The sequence below is a fragment of the Amycolatopsis sp. NPDC000009 genome (genome assembly GCF_055563465.1).
The window spans coordinates 159,224-182,592 of record NZ_JBVHDI010000018.1 but is presented as its reverse complement, the minus strand read 5'-3'; the positions used below and the strand labels follow the sequence as shown (position 1 = coordinate 182,592).

At 66.8% G+C, this 23,369-nt stretch carries 23 protein-coding genes; 15 read left to right on the top strand and 8 right to left on the bottom strand.

Annotated elements, in window-relative coordinates; translation table 11 throughout:
• The first annotated feature begins 425 nt into the window (after window positions 1-425).
• From ACZ3HL_RS34605 to ACZ3HL_RS34585, 5 genes are all read left to right on the top strand, one after another.
• Window positions 426-1,148: a hypothetical protein gene (locus ACZ3HL_RS34605; RefSeq protein WP_465535488.1), complete on the top strand. Its 723-nt coding sequence runs from the start codon at window positions 426-428 to the stop codon at window positions 1,146-1,148.
• Window positions 1,149-1,395: 247 nt separating this feature from the next.
• Window positions 1,396-1,914: a hypothetical protein gene (locus tag ACZ3HL_RS34600; RefSeq protein WP_465535487.1), complete on the top strand. Its 519-nt coding sequence runs from the start codon at window positions 1,396-1,398 to the stop codon at window positions 1,912-1,914.
• A complete protein-coding gene (locus tag ACZ3HL_RS34595; RefSeq protein WP_465535485.1) occupies window positions 1,904-2,995 on the top strand; it encodes an aminotransferase class I/II-fold pyridoxal phosphate-dependent enzyme in 1,092 nt (363 codons plus the stop codon). Before ACZ3HL_RS34600 ends, ACZ3HL_RS34595 begins: the two co-directional genes overlap by 11 nt.
• Before the next feature lie 510 nt (window positions 2,996-3,505).
• Window positions 3,506-4,549: a DUF6545 domain-containing protein gene (locus ACZ3HL_RS34590; RefSeq protein ID WP_465535483.1), complete on the top strand. Its 1,044-nt coding sequence runs from the start codon at window positions 3,506-3,508 to the stop codon at window positions 4,547-4,549.
• 607 nt (window positions 4,550-5,156) lie between these two features.
• Window positions 5,157-6,209: a tyrosine-type recombinase/integrase gene (locus tag ACZ3HL_RS34585; protein WP_465535481.1), complete on the top strand. Its 1,053-nt coding sequence runs from the start codon at window positions 5,157-5,159 to the stop codon at window positions 6,207-6,209.
• Between the two features lie 299 nt (window positions 6,210-6,508).
• Here ACZ3HL_RS34585 and ACZ3HL_RS34580 read toward each other — a convergent pair whose 3' ends face one another.
• Entirely contained in the window at window positions 6,509-6,667 is a 159-nt protein-coding gene (locus ACZ3HL_RS34580; RefSeq protein ID WP_465535479.1) for a hypothetical protein, read from the bottom strand.
• Window positions 6,668-7,354: 687 nt separating this feature from the next.
• On the opposite strand from ACZ3HL_RS34580, the gene ACZ3HL_RS34575 reads away from it, so the two are divergent.
• Window positions 7,355-8,065 carry a hypothetical protein gene (locus ACZ3HL_RS34575; protein ID WP_465535477.1) on the top strand — a complete coding sequence of 237 codons (711 nt, stop codon included), beginning with the start codon at window positions 7,355-7,357 and terminating at the stop codon, window positions 8,063-8,065.
• Between the two features lie 735 nt (window positions 8,066-8,800).
• Here the strand turns inward: ACZ3HL_RS34575 and ACZ3HL_RS34570 are convergent.
• On the bottom strand, window positions 8,801-9,130 hold the full coding sequence (locus ACZ3HL_RS34570) for a hypothetical protein (RefSeq protein ID WP_465535476.1): 330 nt from the start codon (window positions 9,128-9,130) through the stop codon (window positions 8,801-8,803).
• Between the two features lie 498 nt (window positions 9,131-9,628).
• Between ACZ3HL_RS34570 and fabG the strand changes: the two genes are divergently transcribed.
• The 7 genes from fabG to ACZ3HL_RS34535 all read left to right on the top strand — a co-directional run bounded on the left by fabG (window position 9,629) and on the right by ACZ3HL_RS34535 (window position 15,983).
• A complete protein-coding gene (gene fabG / locus ACZ3HL_RS34565) occupies window positions 9,629-10,390 on the top strand; it encodes a 3-oxoacyl-ACP reductase FabG (RefSeq protein ID WP_007029803.1) in 762 nt (253 codons plus the stop codon).
• A 3-nt stretch (window positions 10,391-10,393) separates the two neighbouring features.
• Complete coding sequence (locus ACZ3HL_RS34560; RefSeq protein WP_465412435.1) at window positions 10,394-10,846, top strand: MaoC family dehydratase; 453 nt, start codon at window positions 10,394-10,396, stop codon at window positions 10,844-10,846.
• A gap of 91 nt (window positions 10,847-10,937) precedes the next feature.
• Window positions 10,938-11,963 (top strand): phosphotransferase family protein, encoded by a 1,026-nt coding sequence (locus tag ACZ3HL_RS34555; RefSeq protein WP_465535475.1) that lies wholly within the window; start codon window positions 10,938-10,940, stop codon window positions 11,961-11,963.
• A gap of 2 nt (window positions 11,964-11,965) precedes the next feature.
• Window positions 11,966-13,219, top strand: coding sequence for an acyl-CoA dehydrogenase family protein (locus ACZ3HL_RS34550; RefSeq protein ID WP_465535474.1), 1,254 nt, complete (start codon window positions 11,966-11,968; stop codon window positions 13,217-13,219).
• Window positions 13,216-14,397 (top strand): acyl-CoA dehydrogenase family protein, encoded by a 1,182-nt coding sequence (locus ACZ3HL_RS34545; protein WP_465412432.1) that lies wholly within the window; start codon window positions 13,216-13,218, stop codon window positions 14,395-14,397. Before ACZ3HL_RS34550 ends, ACZ3HL_RS34545 begins: the two co-directional genes overlap by 4 nt.
• A complete protein-coding gene (locus ACZ3HL_RS34540; RefSeq protein WP_465535472.1) occupies window positions 14,394-15,509 on the top strand; it encodes an acyl-CoA dehydrogenase family protein in 1,116 nt (371 codons plus the stop codon). The genes ACZ3HL_RS34545 and ACZ3HL_RS34540 overlap by 4 nt, the downstream gene beginning before the upstream one ends.
• Before the next feature lie 81 nt (window positions 15,510-15,590).
• Window positions 15,591-15,983, top strand: coding sequence for a DUF7715 family protein (locus ACZ3HL_RS34535; protein ID WP_465535470.1), 393 nt, complete (start codon window positions 15,591-15,593; stop codon window positions 15,981-15,983).
• Between the two features lie 3 nt (window positions 15,984-15,986).
• On the opposite strand, the gene ACZ3HL_RS34530 is transcribed toward ACZ3HL_RS34535, so the two are convergent.
• From ACZ3HL_RS34530 to ACZ3HL_RS34520, 3 genes are all read right to left on the bottom strand, one after another.
• A complete protein-coding gene (locus ACZ3HL_RS34530) occupies window positions 15,987-16,604 on the bottom strand; it encodes a TetR/AcrR family transcriptional regulator (RefSeq protein ID WP_465535469.1) in 618 nt (205 codons plus the stop codon).
• A gap of 187 nt (window positions 16,605-16,791) precedes the next feature.
• Entirely contained in the window at window positions 16,792-17,775 is a 984-nt protein-coding gene (locus ACZ3HL_RS34525; RefSeq protein WP_465535467.1) for a phosphotriesterase family protein, read from the bottom strand.
• 5 nt (window positions 17,776-17,780) lie between these two features.
• On the bottom strand, window positions 17,781-19,436 hold the full coding sequence (locus tag ACZ3HL_RS34520; protein ID WP_465535465.1) for a class I adenylate-forming enzyme family protein: 1,656 nt from the start codon (window positions 19,434-19,436) through the stop codon (window positions 17,781-17,783).
• Between the two features lie 76 nt (window positions 19,437-19,512).
• On the opposite strand from ACZ3HL_RS34520, the gene ACZ3HL_RS34515 reads away from it, so the two are divergent.
• Window positions 19,513-20,325, top strand: a complete 813-nt coding sequence (locus ACZ3HL_RS34515; protein ID WP_465535464.1) for an enoyl-CoA hydratase-related protein — start codon at window positions 19,513-19,515, stop codon at window positions 20,323-20,325.
• Between the two features lie 38 nt (window positions 20,326-20,363).
• Here ACZ3HL_RS34515 and ACZ3HL_RS34510 read toward each other — a convergent pair whose 3' ends face one another.
• From ACZ3HL_RS34510 to ACZ3HL_RS34500, 3 genes are all read right to left on the bottom strand, one after another.
• Window positions 20,364-20,699 (bottom strand): hypothetical protein, encoded by a 336-nt coding sequence (locus tag ACZ3HL_RS34510; RefSeq protein ID WP_465535463.1) that lies wholly within the window; start codon window positions 20,697-20,699, stop codon window positions 20,364-20,366.
• Window positions 20,700-20,968: 269 nt separating this feature from the next.
• The gene (locus tag ACZ3HL_RS34505) at window positions 20,969-21,754 is read right to left on the bottom strand and encodes an SDR family oxidoreductase (protein ID WP_465535462.1); all 786 of its coding nucleotides are present in this window, start codon (window positions 21,752-21,754) and stop codon (window positions 20,969-20,971) included.
• Complete coding sequence (locus tag ACZ3HL_RS34500; RefSeq protein WP_465412423.1) at window positions 21,751-22,503, bottom strand: SDR family oxidoreductase; 753 nt, start codon at window positions 22,501-22,503, stop codon at window positions 21,751-21,753. Before ACZ3HL_RS34500 ends, ACZ3HL_RS34505 begins: the two co-directional genes overlap by 4 nt.
• 122 nt (window positions 22,504-22,625) lie before the next feature.
• Between ACZ3HL_RS34500 and ACZ3HL_RS34495 the strand changes: the two genes are divergently transcribed.
• Window positions 22,626-23,240 (top strand): TetR/AcrR family transcriptional regulator, encoded by a 615-nt coding sequence (locus ACZ3HL_RS34495; RefSeq protein ID WP_465535461.1) that lies wholly within the window; start codon window positions 22,626-22,628, stop codon window positions 23,238-23,240.
• Window positions 23,241-23,369 lie beyond the last annotated feature (129 nt).

Here is a 23,369-nt window from a genome sequence, read left to right as displayed (position 1 = left end):
GATTAAAAACCCCCACCGAATCCCCATCCCCACCCACAGGGTAACCCCCCCCCCCCCCCGGGTGGGGGGGGGGGGGCCCCCGGGGGCCCGCGCCCCCCCCCCCCCCCACTGCCCTACCCGGCATCACCCTGCCGCTTACACAAATAGAAGCGGTCAACGAGCTCCCGCAGGCACACGTCGACATGTGCCCGCCCTACACCACCTTGGCTCCAGGAGGTCACCCCGTGATGATCAGCGCACGCACCGGCCCCACCGGGCCCGGCCCGTTCCGACGGACCCGCCGCCGATCTCCGATGACATGGTCGAGACACCTCCGCCATCTCGCCTTCTCCTCATTCCGCCACGCGCAAGGATCCCAAGCACTCCAAGTCCACTTTGTCCAGAGTTACCTGCGAATCGTCCACCAGGGTGGAGGACCGGCCGTGATGCCGTCTCTGCAACGCCTTCTCGACCACGCGGACAGCCTGGCCGTGCCCAACGGGCACCTGGTCGTAGACACCTCCCTCGCCCGGGCTCAATTCCTGTTCTGGGCCACCAACATCTGGAACATCGCGCGGTCGATCCTCGCGGCCGACCCCGCCCTCCTGCCCCGCCGCGGCGAGCTGGACTATCGCGCCGCGACCGCAGGTGCCCAGCCGGGAATGAACAGCTTCAGCGACGACGAGCTCGACCAACTCGCAACCGCGTTCGACTCCTATCGCACCAACGTCCCCCAGACGCTCACCCCGGAACACGTCATACATGAGATGTTCGTGCCCCAGTTGCTGACTGTGGAACTCGGATTTCAGGGAACCGGGGACCGATATCCCGCCCGGCCACGTACCGACGACGGCGACGTACACGAGAACCGCATGCTCGGCCACTGCCTGACCGCGCACCGGCGCTACACCGCCGCGTCCCCCGGCCCGACAGACCGCGTCTACAGGCTCGTGTGCCGCAGCCTGGACACCCGGCAACGCGCGGAGACCGCCGACCCCGTCGCGGCCCAGTACCGGCGGCTGATCGCCGCGTACAACCTGCGCCACCGTGCCGCCACCGTGCCGCGCCTGCATGTGCCGGAACACGACTTCCCCACCTGGCACCGGCCAACGCCGGGCTTCACCCCGGACAACTCAGACCCCTCCCTTGTCGACAAGGACACCCGATGACGTTCACGACCAGGCTCCTCGCCAGCGCGACCCTGCTCACCACATCAGCAGCCGACACGGCCCCTCCCGGGGGCCGCGCCAAGGCCGACCACCGAGGTCGCCACGCTCCATGCCTCGAGCGCCGCGCCCCCATCGACCGCAGACCTGCCTGTGCCATCGACCACCACCCCGGGCCGCCCGGAGCCAGCGGGCCGGACTTCCCCACACCCGGCCAAACCGGCCAGAACTGAACCCATTGGGAGACACCATGCCTCACCTCATGCAGCGCCAGTTGCGCACCACCACCAACCCCGTCGCCGACTACGCGGCCGGTCCACAACGTCAGCAGCTCGCACCCGCGGTGCACAACAAGATCACGCCGGTCACGAGCCTGTCGGCCGGCGTCGTGCGCATGGCCGGACATCACCACGCGCTACCGCACTTGCACGCGCACTCGGAGATCGCCATCTTCGTCGCCTACGGCCTGGTCGCAACGCTGGTCGGCGAGGAACTCGAACACACCTTCATCCACGCACCGCACTCGATCATGTACATCGGCGAGGGTGTGCCACACATCGGCGTGAACCTCTCCGCCGAGGTCGCCATGGTCTTCGAAGCGCGCACCGACCCAGCGTTCAACGACGACGTCGTGCGTCTCCCCCGACTCGACACGCTCGCCCAGGCGCGGGTAGCGCAAGTGCAGCACGAATTCCGCGGCGGACGCTTCGACGAGCAGCTCAAGGCCGCGTCCTGGAGCACGGCGGTGTGGCGTGTCGATGACAACTGAGAACACCAACGCCCCGCGCTACAGCGGCCCACGTCGCATCGGCGGCACCACACGGCTGGCGGCCAACGAGCTGCCTCACCCGCCGCCGGCATCCGTCCGCGCGGCGGTCGCCGACCACGTTCAGCTCAACCGGTACCCGGATCCTGACTGCACCGATCTGGCCACCGCGCTCGCCCGAAACCTGAGGGTCGCGCCCGAGCACCTCATGCTCGGCGCCGGCTCCTCGTCGATCCTGCAACGGCTGACCCGCGCAGTGTGCACCAGCCCGGACCACGCCCTCCTGTGGACTACACCCGCGTTCGCCGCGTTCGACGTCTTCGCTCAACAGGCCGGAATCCGCGCCCAGCGCGTACCGCACACCGGAGGTGCGACCCTCGACCTGGACGCCATGCTCGCCGCGATCACTCCTGCCACCCGGATGGCCATTGTCGTCAACCCTCACAACCCGACCGGCGCGGTCGCCGGAGGCGACGCAGTACGCGCGTTCCTCAACCAGGTGCCTGCGAACGTCCTCGTCGTCCTTGACGAGGCCTACAGGGACTTCGTCACTGCCTCGGACGTCGTTGACGGCGCCGAACTGGCACAGGCGCGATGGGCCGCCGGACAGGAGAACGTCGTCGTGGTCCGAACCTTCTCGAAGTCCTACGGCCTCGCCGGGGCACGGATCGGCTACGGAATCGCACCCGTCGCGCTGGCCAGAACAGTGCGCGACGCCGCAGTGCCCCGCGAAATCGGTGCCGTCGCCCAGGTATCTGCGGTTGCGGCACTGAAGAATCCGGCCGCGATGCGTGAGAACGTCGCCAGAGTCACCCGGGAACGTGCCCGCGTGGTGACCGAACTGCGCCGGATCGGCTACGCCCCAGCGGACTCGCACGGCAATTACGTCTGGCTGTCGCTGGCCGATGATTCCGGGCGGTTCGCGGCACACTGCTACGCCGACGGGGTTCTCGTGCTCGACGTCGCCGACCACGGAGTGCGCGTCACCATCGGCAGTCCCGCAGACAACGACGCCTTCCTGCGTACCGCTCACACCTGGGTCACCCACCCCAGCTCGGACGTCACAGGCGCCGTACCCCGATGACGACCGGAGATCGCGTGAGTACGTCGAGTTGCGGCGCCGACCGGTCGGCTCCAGGCGGTGCACTACCACGACCGGACGAACGCTATCCGGACGCGCCATGCATGTCCCTGGCGCCGCCGAGCGGCACGCTGCCAGAACCCCGCGCAAGGCGCGGCCTGCAGTCTCGGCTGACCGACACACGCGGCTGCGCTGCGAACTACGCATTTGCCACCAGGTCACACGCGCCTCGACCGCGACCCTGACCACGCCGGGTCTCGCGAACAAAGACCCCGACGGCGCAGGAGCAGTCGATACGGATCATCCGAAATGCCACAACAAGGAAAGGAAAACGATGAAGGGACGTCACGTTAGAGCGTGGAAGCAGCCGCGCCTCGCGATCCCAGCCCCAACGAGGCGCACCCACAAGCCGGGGCGCCACCGCCGTGAGCACAAAAGGTCACTTTCGGTTCACACGGCACTGCTCGCACTCCTGCGGTCAAGTCAGCTGGCGCGGTTTACACGAGCTGTCCCATGAGTACGGGACTGCAAGACATGGCGAACCGCTGTGCGCGGCTCATCGACACCTTGGATATACCAGATCCCTTCGATACCACAGTCTTCTTGAAACAGCTGGCACGAACGCGAGGGAAGAAGATCCGCCTTCTATCCGGAAACTTGGGTGCTGACCAACTCTGTGGTCTGCTGGTCAGCACGCCCGCAGTCGACTACATCTACTACGCCAGCAACCTACCGTCCTTTCAATCCCGGCACGCGGTTCTTCACGAGGTCGGGCACCTTCTGTTTGACCATCAAACCCCATCCCGTGGTAACGGAACATGGAGTGGGAACGACGAAAGCCTCACACGGCTGCTGTTGCCCACCTTGTCACCGTCGCTGGTGCAGCGGATCCTCGGCCGCACGAACTACGCCACCGCGCACGAGCGCCAGGCCGAGATGTTCGCCTCGATGTTTCTTTCACAGTTCGGCTTCACTCATGGCAGCACACCGACTTGGGCCCTCACCTGTGACGCGGCCAAGGCACATTGCAACGTCGAGCAGCCTGCCCCCAGCGACCTCCGTGCTTCTTCATGGAAGGTGAGTACCGCCCGCCCCTTGAAAAATATGTGGAAACGGCTGACAACCCAGGTACCGGAGGTGTTACTGGGCGACCCCAAGGTTGGGTCGCTGGCCACCGCCGAGCTAGCGCGGTACCGCCTCTACCGCCGCGTTGTGGAGATTCGTGATGCTCAGCTCGCCCTGCGGCGTTTCACACCGCCGGCCGTCCGGGGCTGGGTGCTGGCTCGTGCCGGAGAGCGAGGCCTCGATCCCATCACGACAGACATCTTGCTGGAAGCCTCCGAGCTCGGCGCTGCGCTGGATGCTCACCACGCCAGACGCCCTCAAGAATTATCGTTCGCCACGCTCCCTCATTCTCGAGCGACTCCTGACCTCTTTGCCGAAGCGAACTGGCTGTGCCAGGTCGCAATCTCCTTGAGCCGTGACCCAGTGGTTGCCGCGGTCCGGCGCCGCGCGAACGTGACAGCTTCGCGAGAACCACCCGGTGACGCGCCGTGAAGTAGCGGTGCCGTGTCTTTCGGCACCAATGACGCGGATGCGCAATTCCTCACAGTGGAGGTCACCAGTGCCGCATTGGACTTCAGGGGATATTTCCTCAAATATTCAAGACCTTGACGCCGTCACGGACTCGCCGAAGGCGCACGCCAGCACCGCAGAATCGACAGCGGCGACCATCGTCGCAGCAGTGCTCCCTGACGTCATGACCAGCACTGCGCACGCAGCACCCGACCAGTTACCTGTGCCGCGAATACTGTCTAACAGAGCCGATGGGGCGCTGACTTACGCCACAGCACGAGTAGATCCGTCTGGAAGAGTCGCCGACCGCGCAATATTTCAAGCAGCCTCGTGGAACCGCAAGCAGCGACTGTCCCTCCACCTCACCGAGGATGTGATCGTTTTCAGAGCAGACGATTGCGGAATTCTGTCCACAACTTCAAAAGGCCTGTTGCATATTCCGGCAGCAGCACGCCATCATTTCGTAATCAAACCGGGCAGCAGAGTGCTTCTAGCGGCAGCCGCCAAGTATCGCACCGTCGTCGTCTACCCGCTATCTACGCTCGATCGTGCAATCGCCAAGTTTCACAGAGATAGTACTGGGGCTTAAATGCTTACAGAAGAGCATTCAAGCAACAGTACTTTTCAGACGTCCACCGCCGACATCGAAACAGCCAGACTGCTCCTCGACCGACTCGGCGTCAAGGTCTCCGATCTTCAAAACCCTCCATCGCCAAAGGCGAACTTACCCACCTTTAAAAGCTACATTCCAGTCGTTCAAGCGGCGACCCCGGAGAGCAACAGAAAGACCTGGACACCGTACTGGACGGTATTGGCCACAAAATTCGACAAGAGGACTATTGACTCGCCAACAACTTCGGAGCTCATGTCGCTTGCACTAGAAGTCGAAAGAGACGCCAAAAAGCGACCTGGCGCAAAGCATGGACGTGGAGCGCGAGCGAACTTCGTAAGCGCAACTAAAGCATTCTACAAACATGCAATCAATGATTGCATTCTCGATCCAGCGCACAATCCCGCGGGCCCACTAAGGAAGCCGCGATATCGCAAGACGCACCGTCGAGCCCTTTCCGCAAATCAACTGGCACAAATACATTCAGTGGCGGCAACCACTGGCACGGACCCTGCCCTAGACACGCTCGTGCTCCGACTGCACACAGAGACCGCCTGTCGCCGCGGAGGCGCACTCGCTCTTCGCGTCTGCGATGTTTTCAAAGAAAACTGTACCGTCCTTCTCCACGAAAAGGGTAGCACCACTCGGGAGCAGCCAATATCCCCAACGCTCATGGCTGCACTTATTGATCACATCGAGGAGCGCAATCCTGCAGGTCGAGGCACCGATCAGCTCCTGCGCCTGAAAAGCGGAAAACCAATGGGAAGATCTCGATACCTATCCTTATGGAAACGCCTCGGCAAGCATCTCCCCTGGATATCACAAGAGGGAATTACAACTCATTGGATCCGCTACACAACATTGACATGGATTGAACGAAACTACAGCTACGGACTCGCTGCCGCGTTTGCTGGCCACACGAACGGCGGAACCACGGGGAGCACCCTAACCTACGTTCCGGCGAAGATCGAAGAGATCGCCACAGCTTTGTCGAAGCTCGTGGGCGAGCCGCACCCGCTAGCAATGAGTTAAGCACTGTGCCATCGAGGCCGCACTGGTTCTGGTGATGAGGACGCCTCATTGTCGAGCGCACCAACCTCGACGGAAGACCTTTCGTCCGCAACAGGCAGATCCAGAGGCCTCCCAACTCTCGCTCTGCCATGACATTCGCACCTCAGCTTCGGGACCGATGGTCAGCAGGATGTCGGCGACATCGGTCAGCGCGGCACGCTCGCACGTGTAGGAGTGCGCATCCACTTTGCGCTGGCGGCGGCGTTCTCGGCGTCGGCGTCGCGGATTGCGACCTTGTAGTGACTGTGGTCGGGCAGTCGCTAGACGAGCCGGAGGAGCTGTGTCCAGGGCCGCTCGGCGCGGAAGTACGCCAGCAGGTCGAGTCCAAGTTCGTATTGAAGGTCGAACTCGATCGCCTCGCCGTACTCCTCGATCAGCACGACGACGCGCGTGTACTCGCCGGCGGCGCCCACTGACACGTTCGAAGCGATCGACCAGGCCGTTGAGCACGCTGGCGGGCTGGTGTCGTGCGAGGTTGAAGACCAGATCAAATTTGTCGCCGGTCGGCAGTGCCAGCGTACGGCGGGAGCTGCGCGACTCTTCGATCGCCAGCGCCGTGTCCCCGTCGGGTGCCGGGATGCTGAGTTCCTGGTCGTCGTCGAGTTCCAGGCCGCAGGGAGCGGCGTACGCCTCGCGAACGTTGCGGTTGAACTTGTAATTCTTGCCCAGAGGGTGGTCTCTCCTGCAACGGCCACGCGTCGGTGGCGTGGGCGCACTCGGGCGGGTGCCGGCTGCTGTGTGCGCCGGGTGCGCGGAGCGGCGGGCTTGGGCTGCCCGGACTCGTCCGGGACGAGCGCATAGTCGTGGCCATGCGTCAGGTTCTTCACCTCGCGCTCGTTCTCCGTGCGGTATTCGCGGCCGTCGGGCGCGCACAGGGTCGTCATCGTGCATCTCCTGCCGGGAGTCGGCCGGGGGCGAATTCGGAGTGCAAGGGGGTTGCGCGACGCCACGCCCCCCCAACCGTGAGCGCCACGCCACGTTCGTGCTCAGCCGCCCGCCGCAGGAGTTGCGGCAGTTGGTCGTAAGTGGTGGCGCTCGGCGCGGTCACCGATTCCTTACTCGTGTTGGGCCGAAACCGTCAGAGGCTGCAAGTAAGCTTCGACGTCATGGCTGTACATCGACGTGGCTCAAGCCTGGAGGCCAAGGAAAGTCGTGCCCTTGGTCGGCTCCTTGTGACAATCGACGATCTCCAGGCGTTACGTGACGAGATTTCGCGCCTTCAAGACGGGCAGGGTTCCCCGCAGATGGAGTTTAATGGCGGCACATTTGATGACCCGAAGGATTTGCGCACCCTATCCGATATGGAACTTCAAAATATCGCCATCAAAGGCACAAATGTCGAAGTTCATCTCACATTGGAATCTGCTATTGCATTTGGCGATCGTCATGCTTGCGAATCCCTCTATGCCGCTTGGGCGAGAGATCGACAGACCAAGAAGCGTGCATCACTTCCCAAATGGCATGAGATCATTATTGGGGCGATATCGGGATTCATTGGGTCCATACTACTGTTCGGCACCTTCTCGCTATTATCGGTTTTTCCTGCTGATCCAAATGATCGATCGAGAATCCTGCCTCTCTGGGAGATGATCGGATTCGTGGTAGTTGGCCTGCTCTTTAGTGCATTGTTTCTAGTGGCCGCACTTGGCATCTTAAGTGAGCGACGCGAGTCTTTCGCTCTTATCCGCGCCGTTACACTTGACGAGTATCGAAAAGATCGAGCAACAGCATTACGCCATTGGCAGGTTGCCACTATTTCGCTTGCCGGGGTGTGTGTAGCGTTAGTGTTCGGCCTCCTTGCGGCCCTCAACAAATAGTAGTAATCCGTCGGCGCCAGGCCAGACGGTAGTAGCCCAGGACGCGCCGGACGTCCTCGGTCGTCGCGTTCGACACCTGCATAGGCGGGTTGTCCGTACGCGCGGAAACGATGAGCACGCCGGCCACCCGTGTCCGGGGACTGCCGAAGATCGGCTGGCGGCAGAGCTCCGCGAGCTCGACGCGTCCGCGCGACCGCTGCAGTAGCGGGCGATCTCCATGCACGGGTGGTCGGTGTTCCGGTCGTCGAGCCGCCGACGGGCTGCACGCGGATCAGCGGCGGTGACGATCAGCCGACCGGTTCGAGCACTCCTGTAGCGCTCCGGGGTATCAGCGACCTGCCAGCGGATACCATCGGGAAGCATAACGCGCCAGATCTTGCCCGCGATGGCCTGCCAGACGGAGACCTTCTTCCCGTGCTTGTCGGTGAAGTCGTCCTCGTCGAAGCCGAGCGCCCAGCGCCGAGGCATCGCGTGGAACTCACCGTTGATCATCATGTCGGTCGCGACCTTGCAGGCCGCGTCCGACAGCGGGATCACGTCGGCCAGCTCACTCCTGCCCAGCGGAGCCCACAGCTGCGGCCGGTTCGCGATCGGAACAACCAGGACTTCGCCGAGCAGGTGGTCGAAAGGCCAGGCTGCCCTGGCCGCACGTCATCGACGACTGCGGCCACGACTCGGCGCAGAGCCTGCAAGAGGTCGTCTACTACGACCGCGGCTGCGCCTTCGCCCGACGGGCTACCGGCCTGAGGCAGATACGCGTCGCACGCGCGCTGAGCGACCTCCTGCAGCCGGGTAATCCCGCGTGTACCGAGCTAGGTCAGGAACCGCGTCAAGCTGACCAACCGCTCCGGTTCTGATCACCAGGGTGCGCGGAATGCGGTGTGCGTGCGGGAGCACCACCACGGCCTCGTGGCCCGGCACCAGCAGCGCGGCGATGTACTCCTTGGCCAGCCGCCACCACCTCGGATCGGTCATCTCGGTGAAGTCCAGCACCCGCTGGTTCGGGGAGATATAGCGGGCCAGACCAAGCACGTCGGCGAACGACCAGACGTCGTCGTCGAACACCGGCCCGCGGACACCTGCGGCCAACTCGAACCCGGCGGCGGCACGCAGGTCGATCCCGGCGAACGGCGATTCCCTACATCAGCGCGGTCGTGGAAGGGGCGGTCATGGGTCGCCGTCGGGGCGCAGTGGAGTTCGGTGCGTCATGAGCCACCTCAGCCCTGGCGGCGGCGCGTCCCGCCCAGCCGGCTCACCCAGGCCGCGAAGGATCGCAGATCGAGGCGCTGATGGCGTGACGGTGCGCGTGGCACCGACGTCGACCTTGCGAGGAGCCGCTCGCCGTCTGCGGCCCAACCCACGGCACCGCGGTGCCAGTCCCCGAGCGTCCGGTTGGGAGTGTCACGTCACCGGCAGACGGCCTGCGGACGGCTTCCTGACCCTCAGCTAGCCTCGCACGTATGCGATCACCAAATGCGGGATCAATCCCCTGTTTTCTCTATAAACCAACCGCTTAGTACGGCAGACTCGACTCACTTCCACTCGACGACGAGGAGAACACCCGTGACCGAACACCCCTCCCGTGTAGCGATCGTCACCGGCGCCGGCCGCGGCATCGGGGCGGCCGTGGCCAAGCGCCTCGCTTCCGACGGGTTCGCCGTCGGCTTGCTGGACCTCGACGAGGCGGGCGTCAAGCAGGGGGCCGAAGCGATCGTCGCCGAGGGCGGCAAGGCCGTCGGTGTCGCGCTGGACGTCAACGACGCCGCACAGGTCGAAGCCGCGGTGACCCGGGTGGCCGAGGAACTCGGCGCGCCGACCGTGCTGATCAACAACGCCGGCATCACCCGCGACAACCTCCTGTTCAAGATGACCGAACAGGACTGGGACTCGGTGCTGGGCGTGCACCTGAAGGGCTCGTTCCTGATGACCCGCGAGGTGCAGAAGTACCAGACGCAGGAGAAGTGGGGCCGCATCGTCAACCTCTCCAGCACCTCGGCGCTGGGCAACCGCGGCCAGGTCAACTACTCCGCGGCCAAGGCGGGCATGCAGGGCTTCACCAAGACCCTCGCGATCGAACTGGGCAAGTTCAACGTCACCGCGAACGCCATCGCCCCCGGGTTCATCGCCACCGACATGACCGCGGCGACCGCGGAGCGGATCGGCATGTCGTTCGAGGACTTCAAGGCGGCGGCCGCGTCGCAGATCCCGGTGCAGCGCGTCGGCACCCCCGAAGACATCGCCAACCTCGCGTCGTTCCTGGTGAGCGACGGCGCCGGGTTCATCTCCGGCCAGGTCATCTACGTCGCCGGCGGACCGAAGGACTGAGCCATGCGTGAATTCGCCTCCCTGCAGGAGTTCGAGAACGCCGTCGGCGAGCACTTCGGCTACAGCGACTGGCTGACGCTCACCCAGGACCGGGTGAACCTGTTCGCCGACGCCACCGACGACCACCAGTGGATCCACGTCGACGTCGAGAAGGCCGCCGAAGGCCCGTTCGGCGGCCCGATCGCCCACGGCTTCCTGACGCTGTCGCTCATTTCGGGCTTCGTCGGGAAGCTCTACCGGGTCAACGGCCTCACGATGGGCATCAACTACGGGCTGAACAAGGTCCGGTTCCCCCAGCCGGTCAAGGTCGGCGCGAAGATCCGGGCGGGCGCCGAACTGGTCGAGGTCACCGACGTCGCGGGCGGCAAGCAGGCCGTCGTCAAATGGACGATCGAGATCGACGGCGAAGCCAAACCGGCGTGCGTCGCGGAGATGGTCGTCCGGTTGATCGCCTGAGAAGGTGACGTCCGGCACCTCGCCGGACCACCCCTACCCGACATACCGACTGGTCGGTACTGTAACCCGAAAGCGAGCCGCTGGAGGCACCATGAACCAGTCCGACCTGCCGGGCCTCGACCTGGCCAGGCTCAAGGCCCATCTGGACGAGCACCGGCCCGGTCTCGTCCAGGGCGACCTGAGCGGCCAGGTCGTGGAGGGGGGCCGGTCCAACCTCACCTACATCGTGGGCGACGGCCGGTCCCGCTGGGTGGTCCGCCGCCCGCCGCTGGGCCACGTCCTGCCGACCGCGCACGACATGGGCCGCGAGTACCGGGTGATCACCGGCCTGCACGGCACGGCGGTCCCGGTGCCGGAAACCGTGCTGCTGTGTGAGGACACCGACGTCATCGGCTCGCGGTTCTACGTGATGGAGTTCGTGGACGGCACGCCCTTCCGCTCCGACACCGAACTCGCCGCGCTCGGCCCCGCCCGGACCAAGGCGATCGCGGAGGAGCTGGTCGACACCCTGGTCGCACTGCACGCCGTCGAGCCGGAATCGGTGGGACTGGGCGATTTCGGCCGCCCTGAGGGCTTCCTCGAACGCCAGTTGCGGCGCTGGAAGAAGCAGCTCGACGGCAACCGCAGCCGCGACCTCCCCGGCGTCGACGAACTGCACGACCGGCTCGCCTCGTCGGTACCCGAATCGGGCAAGCCGTCGATCGTCCACGGCGACTACCGCCTGGACAACGTGCTGGTGAACGCGGACGACCGGATCACCGCGGTGCTGGACTGGGAGATGTCCACCCTCGGCGACCCGCTGACCGACCTCGCGCTGCTGGTGGCCTACGCCGAACGCGACAAGGTCTCGCTGCAGTTCGTGTCCAACGCCAGCTCGGCGCCGGGCTATCCGCGCAACGACGAGGTCATCGCGCGGTACGCCGAGCGTTCCGGCCGCGACGTCTCCCGGCTCAACTGGTACGTGAGCTTCGCGTTCTTCAAACTCGCGGTGATCCTGGAAGGCATCCACCTCCGCTACAGCAAGGGACAGACCGTCGGCGCCGGATTCGACGGCATCGGCTCGGGTGTCGTCCCGTTGATCGCGCACGGCAATGAGACTCTCAAGGAAGAGGGATAGCGATGGACTTCGCCTTCGACGCGAAAACCGAGGAACTGCGGGGGAAACTCCTCGAGTTCATGGACTCGCACATCTACCCGGCCGAGGCCGTCTTCGAACAGCAGCTGGCCGAGCGCGACAGCGAATGGTCGCAGCCGCCGATCGTCGAAGAACTCAAGGCCGAGGCCCGCAAACGCGGCCTGTGGAACTTCTTCCTCCCCGGTGATCACGGTGTTCGTGCCTCCCATGCCGGCGGGCATGGGCCCGGACTGACGAACCTGCAGTACGCGCCGCTGGCCGAGATCACCGGCCGCAGTCTCCGGCTCGCGCCGACCGCGCTGAACTGCGCGGCGCCGGACACCGGGAACATGGAAGTCCTCACCATGTTCGGTACCGAGCAGCAGAAGAAGCAGTGGCTCCAGCCGTTGCTGGACGGCGAGATCCGGTCCGCGTTCGCGATGACCGAGCCCGATGTCGCCTCCTCCGACGCGCGCAACATCGCCACCAGCATCCGCCGCGACGGTGACGAGTACGTCGTCAACGGCCGCAAGTGGTACATCTCCGGCGCGATGAACCCGAACTGCAAGATCTTCATCGTGATGGGCAAGACCGATCCGGACGGCCCGCCGCACAAGCAGCAGAGCATGATCCTGGTTCCCCGCGACACCCCCGGTATGACCGTGAAACGCGGTATGCACGTTTTCGGCTACACCGACGGCGATCACGGCGGCCACGCCGAAGTGGTCTTCGAGGACGTCCGCGTGCCCGCGGAGAACCTCATCGCCGGTGAGGGTGACGGGTTCGCCATCGCGCAGGCCCGCCTCGGCCCCGGCCGCATCCACCACTGCATGCGCGCCATCGGCATGGCCGAACGCGCCCTGGAACTGATGTGCCGCCGGGCGCTTTCGCGCGAGACCTTCGGCAAGCCGATCGCCGAACAGGGCGTGGTGCAGGACTGGATCGCCGAAGCGCGGGTCAAGATCGAGCAGCAGCGCCTGCTGGTGCTCAAGACCGCGTGGCTGATGGACACCGTCGGCAACCAGGGCGCGCACACCGAGATCCAGGCGATCAAGATCTCCACGCCGATCACCGTCGAGTGGATCCTCGACAAGGCCGTGCAGCTGTTCGGCGCGGGCGGGGTGAGCCAGGACTTCCCGGTCGCCGAGATGTGGGCGCAGGTGCGGACGCTGCGGCTCGCCGACGGCCCGGACGAGGTCCACAAGCGCTCGCTGGCGCACCGTGAGCTGAAGAAGTACCGCGGGGAGGCTTCGAAGTGACCACTGTGGACGATCTCAAGCGGCGCGTGGCCGAGCTTCTGGCCGCGTATCCGCCGGAAAGCACGCCGCGGCAGGACTTCCTCGACGCGCGCTTCGACGCCGGGCTGGCGTGGATCCACTTCCCCGAAGGTCTCGGCGGCCTGAACGCGCCGCGGTCCCTCCAGTCCGTTGTGGACAAAGAACTCGCCGCGGCGGGTGCGCCGGACAACGACAAACGGCGGATCGGGATCGGCCTGGGCATGGCCGCGCCGACCATCCTCGCCTTCGGCACGCCCGAACAGCACCAGCGCTTCCTTCGTCCATTGTGGACCGAGCGCGAAGTGTGGTGCCAGCTGTTCAGCGAGCCGGGCGCCGGATCCGACCTGGCCGCGCTGGGCACCCGGGCGGTCCGCGACGGCGACGACTGGGTGGTCACCGGCCAGAAGGTCTGGACGTCGGGCGCGCACAAGTCGCAGTGGGCGATCCTGGTCACCCGCACCGACCCCGACGTGCCGAAACACCGTGGCATGACGTACTTCCTGTGCGACATGACCGCGCCTGGCGTCGAGGTCCGGCCGCTGCGCCAGATCACCGGCGAGGCCGAATTCAACGAGGTCTTCCTCAGCGAGGTCCGCATCCCCGACGCGCACCGCCTCGGCGCGGTCGGCGAGGGCTGGAAGGTCGCGCAGACCACGCTGATGAACGAACGGGTCGCGATCGGCGGCACCGAGTTCCCGCGCGACGGCGGCATGGTCGGCGTCGTCACGCGGACCTGGCGGGAACGCCCGGAGCTGCGCACGTCCGAACTGCACGACAGGCTGCTGAAACTGTGGGTGGAGGGCGAAAGCCTGCGCCTGGTGAGTTCGCGGCTGCGGCAACAGCTCGCCGCGGGCGCGCCGGGACCGGAGGGGTCCGCGGTCAAGGTCGCGTTCTCCGAACTGAACCAGGCCGCTTCCGGGCTGGAGATCGAACTGCTCGGCGACGAAGGCCTGCGGTACGACGACTGGACGATGCGGCGTCCCGACGGCGTGAACTTCCTCGGCCGCGAGGCCGGCTACCGCTATCTGCGCGCGAAGGGCAACTCCATCGAGGGCGGCACCTCGGAGGTCCTGCGCAACATCATCGCCGAGCGCGTGCTGGGGCTGCCGTCCGAGCCGCGGATCGACAAGGACGTCGCCTGGAAGGACCTCCCCCGATGACCGACCTGCTGTATTCCGAGGTCGAAGAGGACCTTCGCGCCAGCGTCCGCGATCTGTTCTCCGACCGGGCGGATCCCGCGGCCCTGATCGCCAGGACCGAGACCGCGGAACCGTACGACCTGAAGCTGTGGCGCACGCTCGCCGCCGACCTCGGCGCGGCGGGTCTCGCCGTCCCGGAGGCGCTGGGCGGGCACGGCGCTTCGGCGCGGGAAGTCGCCGTCGTGATGGAGGAACTCGGGCGCAGTGTCGCCCCCGTCCCCTATCTCGGCAGCGCCGTCCTGGCGACGTCGGCCCTGCTGGCGGCCGACACGTCGCAGGCGGAAGTGGCCGAGACGCTCGGGAAACTGGCGGCGGGCACGCTCATCGGCGCGCTGGCCGTCCCGCTGTCGGCCGCGCCCGGCGCCGAGTTCCCCTCGGCGGTCACCGTGGCCGCCGACGGCACGCTCAGCGGCCAGGTCCGCAGCGTCGTCGACGCGTCGGTGGCCGAACTGATCGTCGTCCCGGCGGTGGGACCCGACGGCCCCGGCCTGTACACGGTCGACGCGTCGGCGGCGGGAGTGACGGTCGCCGAGGCGATCTCCCTCGACCTCACCCGGCGCATCGCCGACGTCACCTTGGAGAACGTGACCGCGAAACGCGTCGCCGGCTCCTCGGTGGCGGCGTCCGCGCTGGACACGGCGCTCGTGACCGCGGCGGGGCTGCTCGCCTCGGAACAACTCGGGATCGCCGAATGGGCGCTGACCGAAACGGTGCGCTACCTCAAGGAGCGCTACCAGTTCGGCCGCCAGGTCGGTTCGTTCCAGTCGCTGAAGCACCGGCTGGCGAACCTGTACACGGATCTGGTCAACGCCAGGGCGACCGCGCGTTACGCCGCCGACTGCCTGGCCTCCGGCGACGACATCGCGATCGCCGTCGCGGTCGCGCAGGCCCGCAACTCCCCCATCGCCGTCCACGCCGCCGAAGAGGCGATCCAGTTGCACGGCGGGATCGGCATGACCTGGGAGCACCCCGCGCACTTGTACCTGAAGCGCGCGAAGAGCGACGAGATCGCGCTCGGCACTCCTGGACGGCATCGCGCCGCCCTCGCGTCGCTGATCGATCTGCCGGCCTGATCCCCCGGCGGGGTCCGGCCCGGAAAGTGTCGGACCCCGCCGGTACAACTGTTCGAACATCCGATCGAACAGGGAGTCAGCATGAAACTGCTCGTGGCCACCGCGAAGACCCAGGGCGCGCGGGAGAACGACTTCGATCACTGCGTGGAAGGCGAACTGCTCTGGGTCGCCCCGCCCTGCGGCGACGGCGAGAGTTCGCCCGATTCCCGCTGCGGCTGCGGCCGGGCGTTCGGCGGGCTGAGCTCGCACCGCGGAACGACGACGGCGCTCGTCGCGGACCTGCCCGGGTTCACCTTTTCCGACTACGCCGACGCGTTGCGGTCGAGTCTGGCCGCTCAGGGCTGGCCGCCCGAAGCCGCCGAAGACGTGGCGACGGATCTGCTCGCCCTCGCTTCCGAGTGGGAAGTGGGAACGGTGGTCGAACGCCGCGACGACTGGTTCGCCGAACGACTCGTGCCCGCGCCGCCGGGCTGAGCGCTACTCGGGGCGCAGCGCGGCCAGCAGCAGATCGGCGAAATGGTCCCCGATCTGGCGTGCCGAAAGGGCCCCGCCACGCCGGTACCACGAGCCGAGGTGGTGCACCGAACCGAAGAAGAAGTCGACGATCACGTCGGCCGGTTTGTCCGCGCGGAAATCGCCGGACTCCTGGCCTTCCTCGATCAGCGTGCGGAACCGCTCGTGGTACTTGCGGCGTTCCGCGCGGACGGCCTTCTGCTTCTCCACGCTGAGCTGGTGCATGGACTGCATGAAGATCGTGTTGTCGTCGAGGTTGTCGATCGTGCTGACGATGACGTCGGAGGCCGCGGAACGCAACCGTTCCCGCAGCGGGGCCTCGCTCGAAACCACTTTTTCCAGTTGCTCGGTCTGCGCGCGCAGCACCCGGGCGTAGATCTCGTAAAGGAGGTCGTCCTTGGAGCCGAAGTAGTGGTACATCGCGCCCTTGGTGACTCCGGCCGCCTCGACGATCTCCTGCACGGAGGTGCGATCGAACCCCTTCTTGGCGAAGAGCTTCGTGGCGTGCAACAGAAGACGTCGCGGGACGGCGGCCTGGTCTTCGCCGCCGGCCTCGGCCTTCTTGGTGGTCGCTCGTGTCATGGCCGGCCCCTTCTCGTGCGGACACTCAGCATACCGGCCGGTTTGTCGACGCCGGGGAAAGGGACCTGGCGATTCACCTTCCGCAGGGGGCGAAGGACGCCATCCCCGCGTGCCAGGCGACGAAAGCTCCCTTCACCGTGCGCGATGTGGGGAAAGTGCCCTTCAGCCCGCACCTCGGAACAGGACGTCAATACGCGCCGGCGTGCTCGAAGAACCGCCGCGGATTGTCGACCAGCATCGTCGTCAGGTCGCGTTCGGAAACCCCACGTTCCCGCAAGGCGGGCAGCACGTCACGGGTGATGTGGAGGAAATGCCAGTTGGGCGCCACGGCGGCCATCTTGTCCTGCTCGAACCAGTCGATGAAACAGGAGGCGTCATGGGAAAGGACCATACTTTCGGCGTAACCGCGCTCGCACATCGCCGCGACCGTGGCGACCCGTTCTTCGAACGAGAGCAACGGGTCGAGCCCGAAGCGGTCCATCCCCAGCAACGATCCCTTGTCGGCGATTTCGGTGAGGTAATCGAGGTCGGTGCTGTCGCCGCTGTGCCCGATGAGGACACGGCTCAGATCGACGCCTTCGGTTTCGAAAACGGCCTGTTGTTCGAGACCGCGCCGGGTGGGCGCGTGGGTGTGGGTCATGATCGGCGCGCCGGTCTCCCGGTGCGCCTTCGCGACCGCGCGCAGGACGCGTTCGACGCCGGGGGTGACGCCGGGTTCGTCGGTCGCGCACTTCAACAGGGCCGCCTTCACCCCGGTATCGGCGATCCCGTCGACGATGTCACCGGTGAAGAGGCCGACCAGCGGGTCCTCCCCGTCGTCGAAGATCAGGCCGGGTCCGCGATGGTGGAGGTAGTGCGGGACGTCGTTGTAGGTGTAGAGCCCGGTCGCGACGATGATCCGGAGCTCGGTTTCGGCCGCGACCCGCCGCACGCGCGGGATGTAGCGGCCGAGTCCGATCACGGTGGGGTCGACGATGGTGTCGATCCCGGCTGCCTTGAGTTCGTCGAGCCGCCGGATCGCGTCGGCGACGTGTTCGTCTTCGCGGAATCCGTCGTGTCCGGGATGGTTCGCCATGAACTCGGGACTGAGCACGAACAGGTGTTCGTGCATCAGCACCTGGCCCAGTTCGGCGGTGTCGACGGGGCCGAGGGCGGTTTCGACCTGTGCCATGCCGATCAGCCCCTGGCCCGGAGTTCGCGGCGGAGGATCTTGCCGCTCACCGTCTTCGGCAGTTCGTCGAGCACTTCGACCACGCGCGGGTACTTGTACGCGGCGAGGCGTTCCTTGCAGTACGCGACGAGGTCCTGGGGATCGGGTTCGGCGCCGGGCGCCGGGCTGATGTAGGCCTTCACGGTCTCACCGCGATATTCGTCCGGGATACCGACCACGGCCGCTTCGCGCACCGCCGGATGTGTGTACAGCACGTCCTCGACCTCACGCGGCCACACCTTGAATCCGGAGGCGTTGATCATGTCCTTCTTACGGTCGACGACGTAGACCCAGCCGCTCGGCTCCATGAAGCCGATGTCGCCGGTCAGGAGCCGGCCGCCGGGCAGGGCGGCTTCGGTCGCATCGGACCGGTTCCAGTAACCGGGGATCACCATCGGGCCTTCGACGGCGATCTCGCCCGCCTTGCCGAACGGCAGTTCCTCGCCGTCTTCGCCGAGGATGCGCACGATCGTGCCGGGCACGGGCAGGCCGATCGAGATCGTGCCGGACTCCTTGTCGACAGGCGCTTCGAGGCTGCTCGGGACGACGATGCAGCCCGCGGTGGTCTCGGTGAGCCCGTAGCCGTTGTGGATGTAGTGCCCGAAGCGGGCCCGGAACGCGTCGACCACGGCGGGCGGCAGGGCGGCTCCGCCGGAGTACAGCAACTCGAAGGAGCGGAAGTGTTCGCGGCTGACGTCCGGGTGGGCCATCAGCGCCATGTACGCCGTGGACGGGCCGACCGTGTACACGGGCTTGTGTTCCAGGAAGGCGTCGAGCACGACGCCGGGCTCGAACCGGTACGCGAGCGCGAGTGTTCCGCCGATGTCGATCGCGGAGGCGATCTCACAGACCATGCCGGTGATGTGGAACAGCGGTGCCAGGCCGAACAACGTGGCGCCATCGCCGAGACCGCTGAACGTGCTGAGCACGGCCGCGTTCGCCCCGATGTTGCCGTGGGTGTTCATCGCGCCCTTCGGCGTCCCGCTGGTGCCCGACGTATAGCTGATCAGCGCGACGTCGTCCGGGCCGACGCCGGGGTCCGGGGGCGGCCCACCCGCCGCGGCTCGCGCCGCCTCCAGCAGATCGGCGGCACCGGGAGTCGGCTCCCGCACGGTCTCGCCGAACACGCGCGGGTCGTCTCGACCTTGCAGATCGAGTTCGCTGGTGGTCAGCGCGATGGTCACTTCGCTGCCGGGGACGAGCGGGGCGATCCGGCGGTTCCACCCGCTCTGTGAGCACACGACAGCGCGCACCCCGGCGTCGCCGAAGACGTGCCGGAGTTCCCGCTCGCGGTACATCGGGTTGACGGGGACGACGATGCCACCCGCCTTCCACGCGCCGAGCAACGCCAGCACGAACTGCGGGATGTTCTGCAGGACGAGCGCGAGCCGGTCACCCCGGGCGAAACCGGACGAGAGCAAATGGCGCGCGATGCCGTCGGAGAGCTCGTCGACCTCGCGGTAGGTCAGCCTGCCGTCGAAGTAGGCGATCGCGGTGGCGTCCGGGGAACGGCGGACCGCCCGAAGGAAGGACTCCAGGACCGTGGTCGGCTCCGGTGTTCCCGCTGCCCTCATCCGGGGCTCGTAGGCGGCCAGCCACGGCTTCGCTTCGTACCGGCTCATGCAGGTTTCCTTCCTGACAAGTCTCGACGCGCCTCTAAGCATCCGCTTAGTATGGCGATGACGCAAGGAGGTCGACGTGACCGATCAGCTCGAACCGTCCGAAGTGGACACAGTCGGGTACGGCGTGGCGGGCGCCGTCGCCACGATCACTTTCGACAAACCCGAGCGCGGCAACGCGATGGACCAGGCGATGCAGATCCGCTACGGCGAGCTGCTGCGCGAGGCGTCGGCCGATCCCGGTGTACGCGCCGTCGTCGTGACCGGCAGCGGACGCTCGTTCTGCCCCGGTGCGGACCTGGGACTGCTGGAAGACATCTCCGTCGACGGTGCGGCCGCGCCGGAAAGAGAAGGTTTCCGCGACGTCCTCGCCGCCGCGTATGCCGACGTGCCGGTGGTCGCGGCGATCAACGGCGGCTGCGCCGGGCTCGGTTTCGTGATCGCGTGCGCCGCCGACGTCCGGTTCGCCGCGGCGGGCGCGAAATTCACCACCGCCTTCGCCCGGCGGGGCCTTGTCGCCGAATACGGCGTGGCGAAACTCCTGCCCGAACTCGTCGGCCGCGGTCGCGCGCTCGACCTGTTGCTCTCAGGACGGACCTTCACCGCCGAGCTGGCGTATGACTACGGCCTGGTCCAGGAGGTCGTTCCCGCGGAGGAACTTCCGGCTCGCGCGAAGGCCTACGCGGCCGAACTCGCGACCTACAGCGCGCCGCGCTCCATGGCGCTCATGAAACGGCAGATCCGGCGAGAAGCCGGCCTCTCCCTGGAAGACTCCGCCCGCGAAGCCACCACCCTGATGCTCGAATCCTTTTCGCATCCGGAACTTCCCGAGGGCCTGGCCAGCTGGAACGAACGCCGCCCGCCGGACTTCCCGCCGTACCAAGGGGATTAGACCGCCCCGGACTCACGCCCGGGGCGGCCCGCACCACATCAGACGGTTTCGCGCGTGGGCACCGCGTCCTTCTCGGCGGCCAGCGCGGTGCACGTGCGCACCCACAGCTCCCAGCCGCGCAGCGCCTGGTTGCAGTTCCAGCCGGTCCAGCGGCCCGCCTGCGCGCCCTCGTTACCGGCGCGGTTGCAGGAGGTTTTGCTGCTCCAGCCCTCACTCACCTTGCGGTACGGCGTGCAGGAAGCCGCCGCGACGTCGCCCGACACCCCGGCCGCGCACGGTTCCGCGGTGCTCGCCATCGCCGATCCCGCGGTCAGCACCGAGCCGGCGAGGGTGGCGGCGAGAACGGCACCACGGAGCACGAAGCGTTTGTTCATCGAGTTTTCCTTACCGCGAGCAAGACCCCGACCCACAGTGGCCGATCCGCCGACGAAGATCAACCGCCGTGTGCCGAGTTACGCCTCCCATCACGCGAGTTACGTCTTCGATCACGCGAGTTACGCCTTCGATCACGCGAGTCGCGTCTCCGATCAACCGGCGCGAACCCCGGCCGCCGCGTCGCGAAAGCCACTTTCGGGACATCACACGTCGCGAAAGTGGCTTTCGGGACACGCCTCGACCATGAACCGAGGGGACCCGGCGCCGGTCATTCCCCGACGACCTGCTCCACCTTGCGCTGCAGCTTGTTCATCCCGCCGAGCCAGCGGTCGGTCTGCGTGGCCCGCGCGGCGTAGTAGTCCGCGACCTCGGGGTGCGGCAACACCAGGAACCGGTCCTCGCCGATGGCCTCGAACAACGCGTCCGCGACCTGCTCCGGCTGGATCGCCGAGGCGCCCATCAGCAGTTCGCCCGCGGGGCCGGTGTTCTCCAGCATCGCCGTCCGCACACCCTGCGGGCAGATCGCCTGCACGGTGAGCCCGCGGTGCCGATAGGTCGCCGAAAGCCACTCGGCGAAGGCGAGCGCGCCGTGTTTGGTCACCGAGTAGGACGCCGAGCCGAGACTGGTCAGCAACCCCGCCGCCGACACCGTCGAGATGAAATGCCCGTGGCCGCGTTCGAGCCACGGCGGCAGGAGCAGCCGCGCCGCGCGCACGTGCGCCATGACGTTGACGTCCCAGATCCGCGCCCAGTCCTCCTCGGGCGCGTCCACGCCGCCCATCGGCGCGATCCCGGCGTTGGCGCAGAAGACGTCGATCTCGCCGAGGGTTTCGCGCGCCGCCTCGATCAGGGAAGCGACCCCCGCTTCGCTCGCGGCGTCCCCGGCGACGGCGGTCCCGCCGATCTCCTCGGCGACTTCGGCCGCGGCCTGCCCGTTCAGGTCGCCGACGACGACCCGGGCGCCCTCGGCGGCGAACCGGCGGGCGAGGACGGCCCCGATCCCGCCGCCCCCGCCGGTGACGACGACCCCGGAACCGGCGAACGACGCGGTCACAGGCCACCCGCCAGCGTGACACCGCCGTCGAGGACCACCGTCTGCCCGGTGATCCAGCCCGACTCTTCCGAGAGCAGGAACGACACGGCGCTCGCGATGTCCGCCGGAACGCCGAGGCGCTTCATCGGGTACGACTCGGAGACCTCTTCTTCGCGGCCTTCGTACAGCGCGGTCGCGAACTTGGTCTTGACCACGGCCGGCGCGACGGCGTTCACGCGGATCTTCGGCCCCAGTTCGAAGCCGAGCTCCTTGGTGAGCCGGATCAGCGCGGCCTTGCTGACGCCGTACATGCCGATCCCGGGCGAAGCGCCGAGCCCGGCGATGGACGCGACGTTCACCACCGCGCCGCCGTGCTCCCCCATCCACGCGTCCCGCGCCCGGCGGGTCCACGAAAGCGGCGCGAGCACATTGACGGCGAAGATCTTCGCGGCGGCACCGGGGTCGATGTCCAGGGTCGGCCCGAACACCGGGTTGATGCCGGTGTTGTTGACCAGCATGTCGAGGCGGCCGAAGGTCTCGATGGTCTTGGCGACGGCCTCGTCCTGGTGCGCCTCGTCGTCGGCCTTGCCCGGAACGGCGATGGCGACGGCCTCGCCGCCCAGTTCGGCCACGGCCTCGGCCAGCGGCTCCGGCTTGCGTGCGGTGATGCACACCTTCGCGCCGCGCTCGACCAGGTCCTTGGCGATCCCGAGGCCGATACCCCGGCTGGCGCCGGTGACGATCGCGACGCGATCCTTGAACGAGTTCACTCTTCGATCTCCTCTGTGTTCACTGGCGACGCAATCACTAAGCGAGCGCTCACTTACAATGGGAAGGTCCGGAGACGGTGTCAAGCCCGCCATCCGGAACGAGCGTCTGGGAGGATCTGCGGATGACCATGTCGCTGTCGGCCGAACTGTGGCCCGACGTCCAGCCGGAGACGGCACGCCGGCTGATGCTGGCCGGGGTCGAATCCTTCGCGCGGCGTGGCTATCACGCGACCACCACCCGGGACATCGCCTCGGCGGCGGGCATGAGCCCCGCGGCGCTGTACGTGCACTTCCCGTCCAAGGCCGCGCTGCTGTTCGCGATCTCGAAATACGGCCACGAGCAGACGCTCTCACTGGTCGAAAGCGTCGTGGCTCGGGAGACCGACCCGGTCGAGCGGATCCGGCTGCTGGTCGAGGACTTCGTGGCGTGGCACGCGCGGAGGCACACCGTGGCCCGTGTGGTGCAGTACGAACTGCACGCGCTGCCCGACGAGGAGTTCGAGGTCGTCGCGAAACTGCGCCGCCGCATCGAGCAGGTCGTGCGCGAGGTCATCACCGAAGGCGCCGCGACGGGCGTGTTCACCGTCGGTGACCCGCACACCGCCGCCCGCGCCGTGCTCTCACTCGGTGTCGACGTCTCGCGCTGGTACAGCGAGCGAACGCGCCAGACCCCCAAGAAGCTGGGCCAGGAGTACAGCGAGCTGGTGCTGCGCATGCTCGGCACGAAACTCTCCTGACCAGTACTGATCGTCCTGCGTCGGCGATACCGCCACCAGAGTGACATACCAACTGGTCGGTATCTAGAATTACCCGTTGAGACGTTGACCACATACTAAGCGGTTGTTAACTTGCCCGGACTGCATCGC

Excerpts from the sequence above, each read along its gene's own strand:
- ACZ3HL_RS34550 (WP_465535474.1), top strand. The coding sequence starts at position 11,966 with ATGGACTTCGCCTTCGACGCGAAAACCGAGGAACTGCGGGGGAAACTC.
- ACZ3HL_RS34530 (WP_465535469.1), bottom strand. The coding sequence starts at position 16,604 with ATGACACGAGCGACCACCAAGAAGGCCGAGGCCGGCGGCGAAGACCAG.
- ACZ3HL_RS34540 (WP_465535472.1), top strand. The coding sequence starts at position 14,394 with ATGACCGACCTGCTGTATTCCGAGGTCGAAGAGGACCTTCGCGCCAGC.
- ACZ3HL_RS34595 (WP_465535485.1), top strand. The coding sequence starts at position 1,904 with ATGACAACTGAGAACACCAACGCCCCGCGCTACAGCGGCCCACGTCGC.
- ACZ3HL_RS34600 (WP_465535487.1), top strand. The coding sequence starts at position 1,396 with ATGCCTCACCTCATGCAGCGCCAGTTGCGCACCACCACCAACCCCGTC.
- ACZ3HL_RS34605 (WP_465535488.1), top strand. The coding sequence starts at position 426 with ATGCCGTCTCTGCAACGCCTTCTCGACCACGCGGACAGCCTGGCCGTG.
- ACZ3HL_RS34535 (WP_465535470.1), top strand. The coding sequence starts at position 15,591 with ATGAAACTGCTCGTGGCCACCGCGAAGACCCAGGGCGCGCGGGAGAAC.
- ACZ3HL_RS34510 (WP_465535463.1), bottom strand. The coding sequence starts at position 20,699 with ATGAACAAACGCTTCGTGCTCCGTGGTGCCGTTCTCGCCGCCACCCTC.
- ACZ3HL_RS34585 (WP_465535481.1), top strand. The coding sequence starts at position 5,157 with ATGCTTACAGAAGAGCATTCAAGCAACAGTACTTTTCAGACGTCCACC.
- ACZ3HL_RS34555 (WP_465535475.1), top strand. The coding sequence starts at position 10,938 with ATGAACCAGTCCGACCTGCCGGGCCTCGACCTGGCCAGGCTCAAGGCC.
- ACZ3HL_RS34525 (WP_465535467.1), bottom strand. The coding sequence starts at position 17,775 with ATGGCACAGGTCGAAACCGCCCTCGGCCCCGTCGACACCGCCGAACTG.
- ACZ3HL_RS34575 (WP_465535477.1), top strand. The coding sequence starts at position 7,355 with ATGGCTGTACATCGACGTGGCTCAAGCCTGGAGGCCAAGGAAAGTCGT.
- ACZ3HL_RS34520 (WP_465535465.1), bottom strand. The coding sequence starts at position 19,436 with ATGAGCCGGTACGAAGCGAAGCCGTGGCTGGCCGCCTACGAGCCCCGG.
- ACZ3HL_RS34495 (WP_465535461.1), top strand. The coding sequence starts at position 22,626 with ATGACCATGTCGCTGTCGGCCGAACTGTGGCCCGACGTCCAGCCGGAG.
- ACZ3HL_RS34560 (WP_465412435.1), top strand. The coding sequence starts at position 10,394 with ATGCGTGAATTCGCCTCCCTGCAGGAGTTCGAGAACGCCGTCGGCGAG.
- ACZ3HL_RS34590 (WP_465535483.1), top strand. The coding sequence starts at position 3,506 with ATGAGTACGGGACTGCAAGACATGGCGAACCGCTGTGCGCGGCTCATC.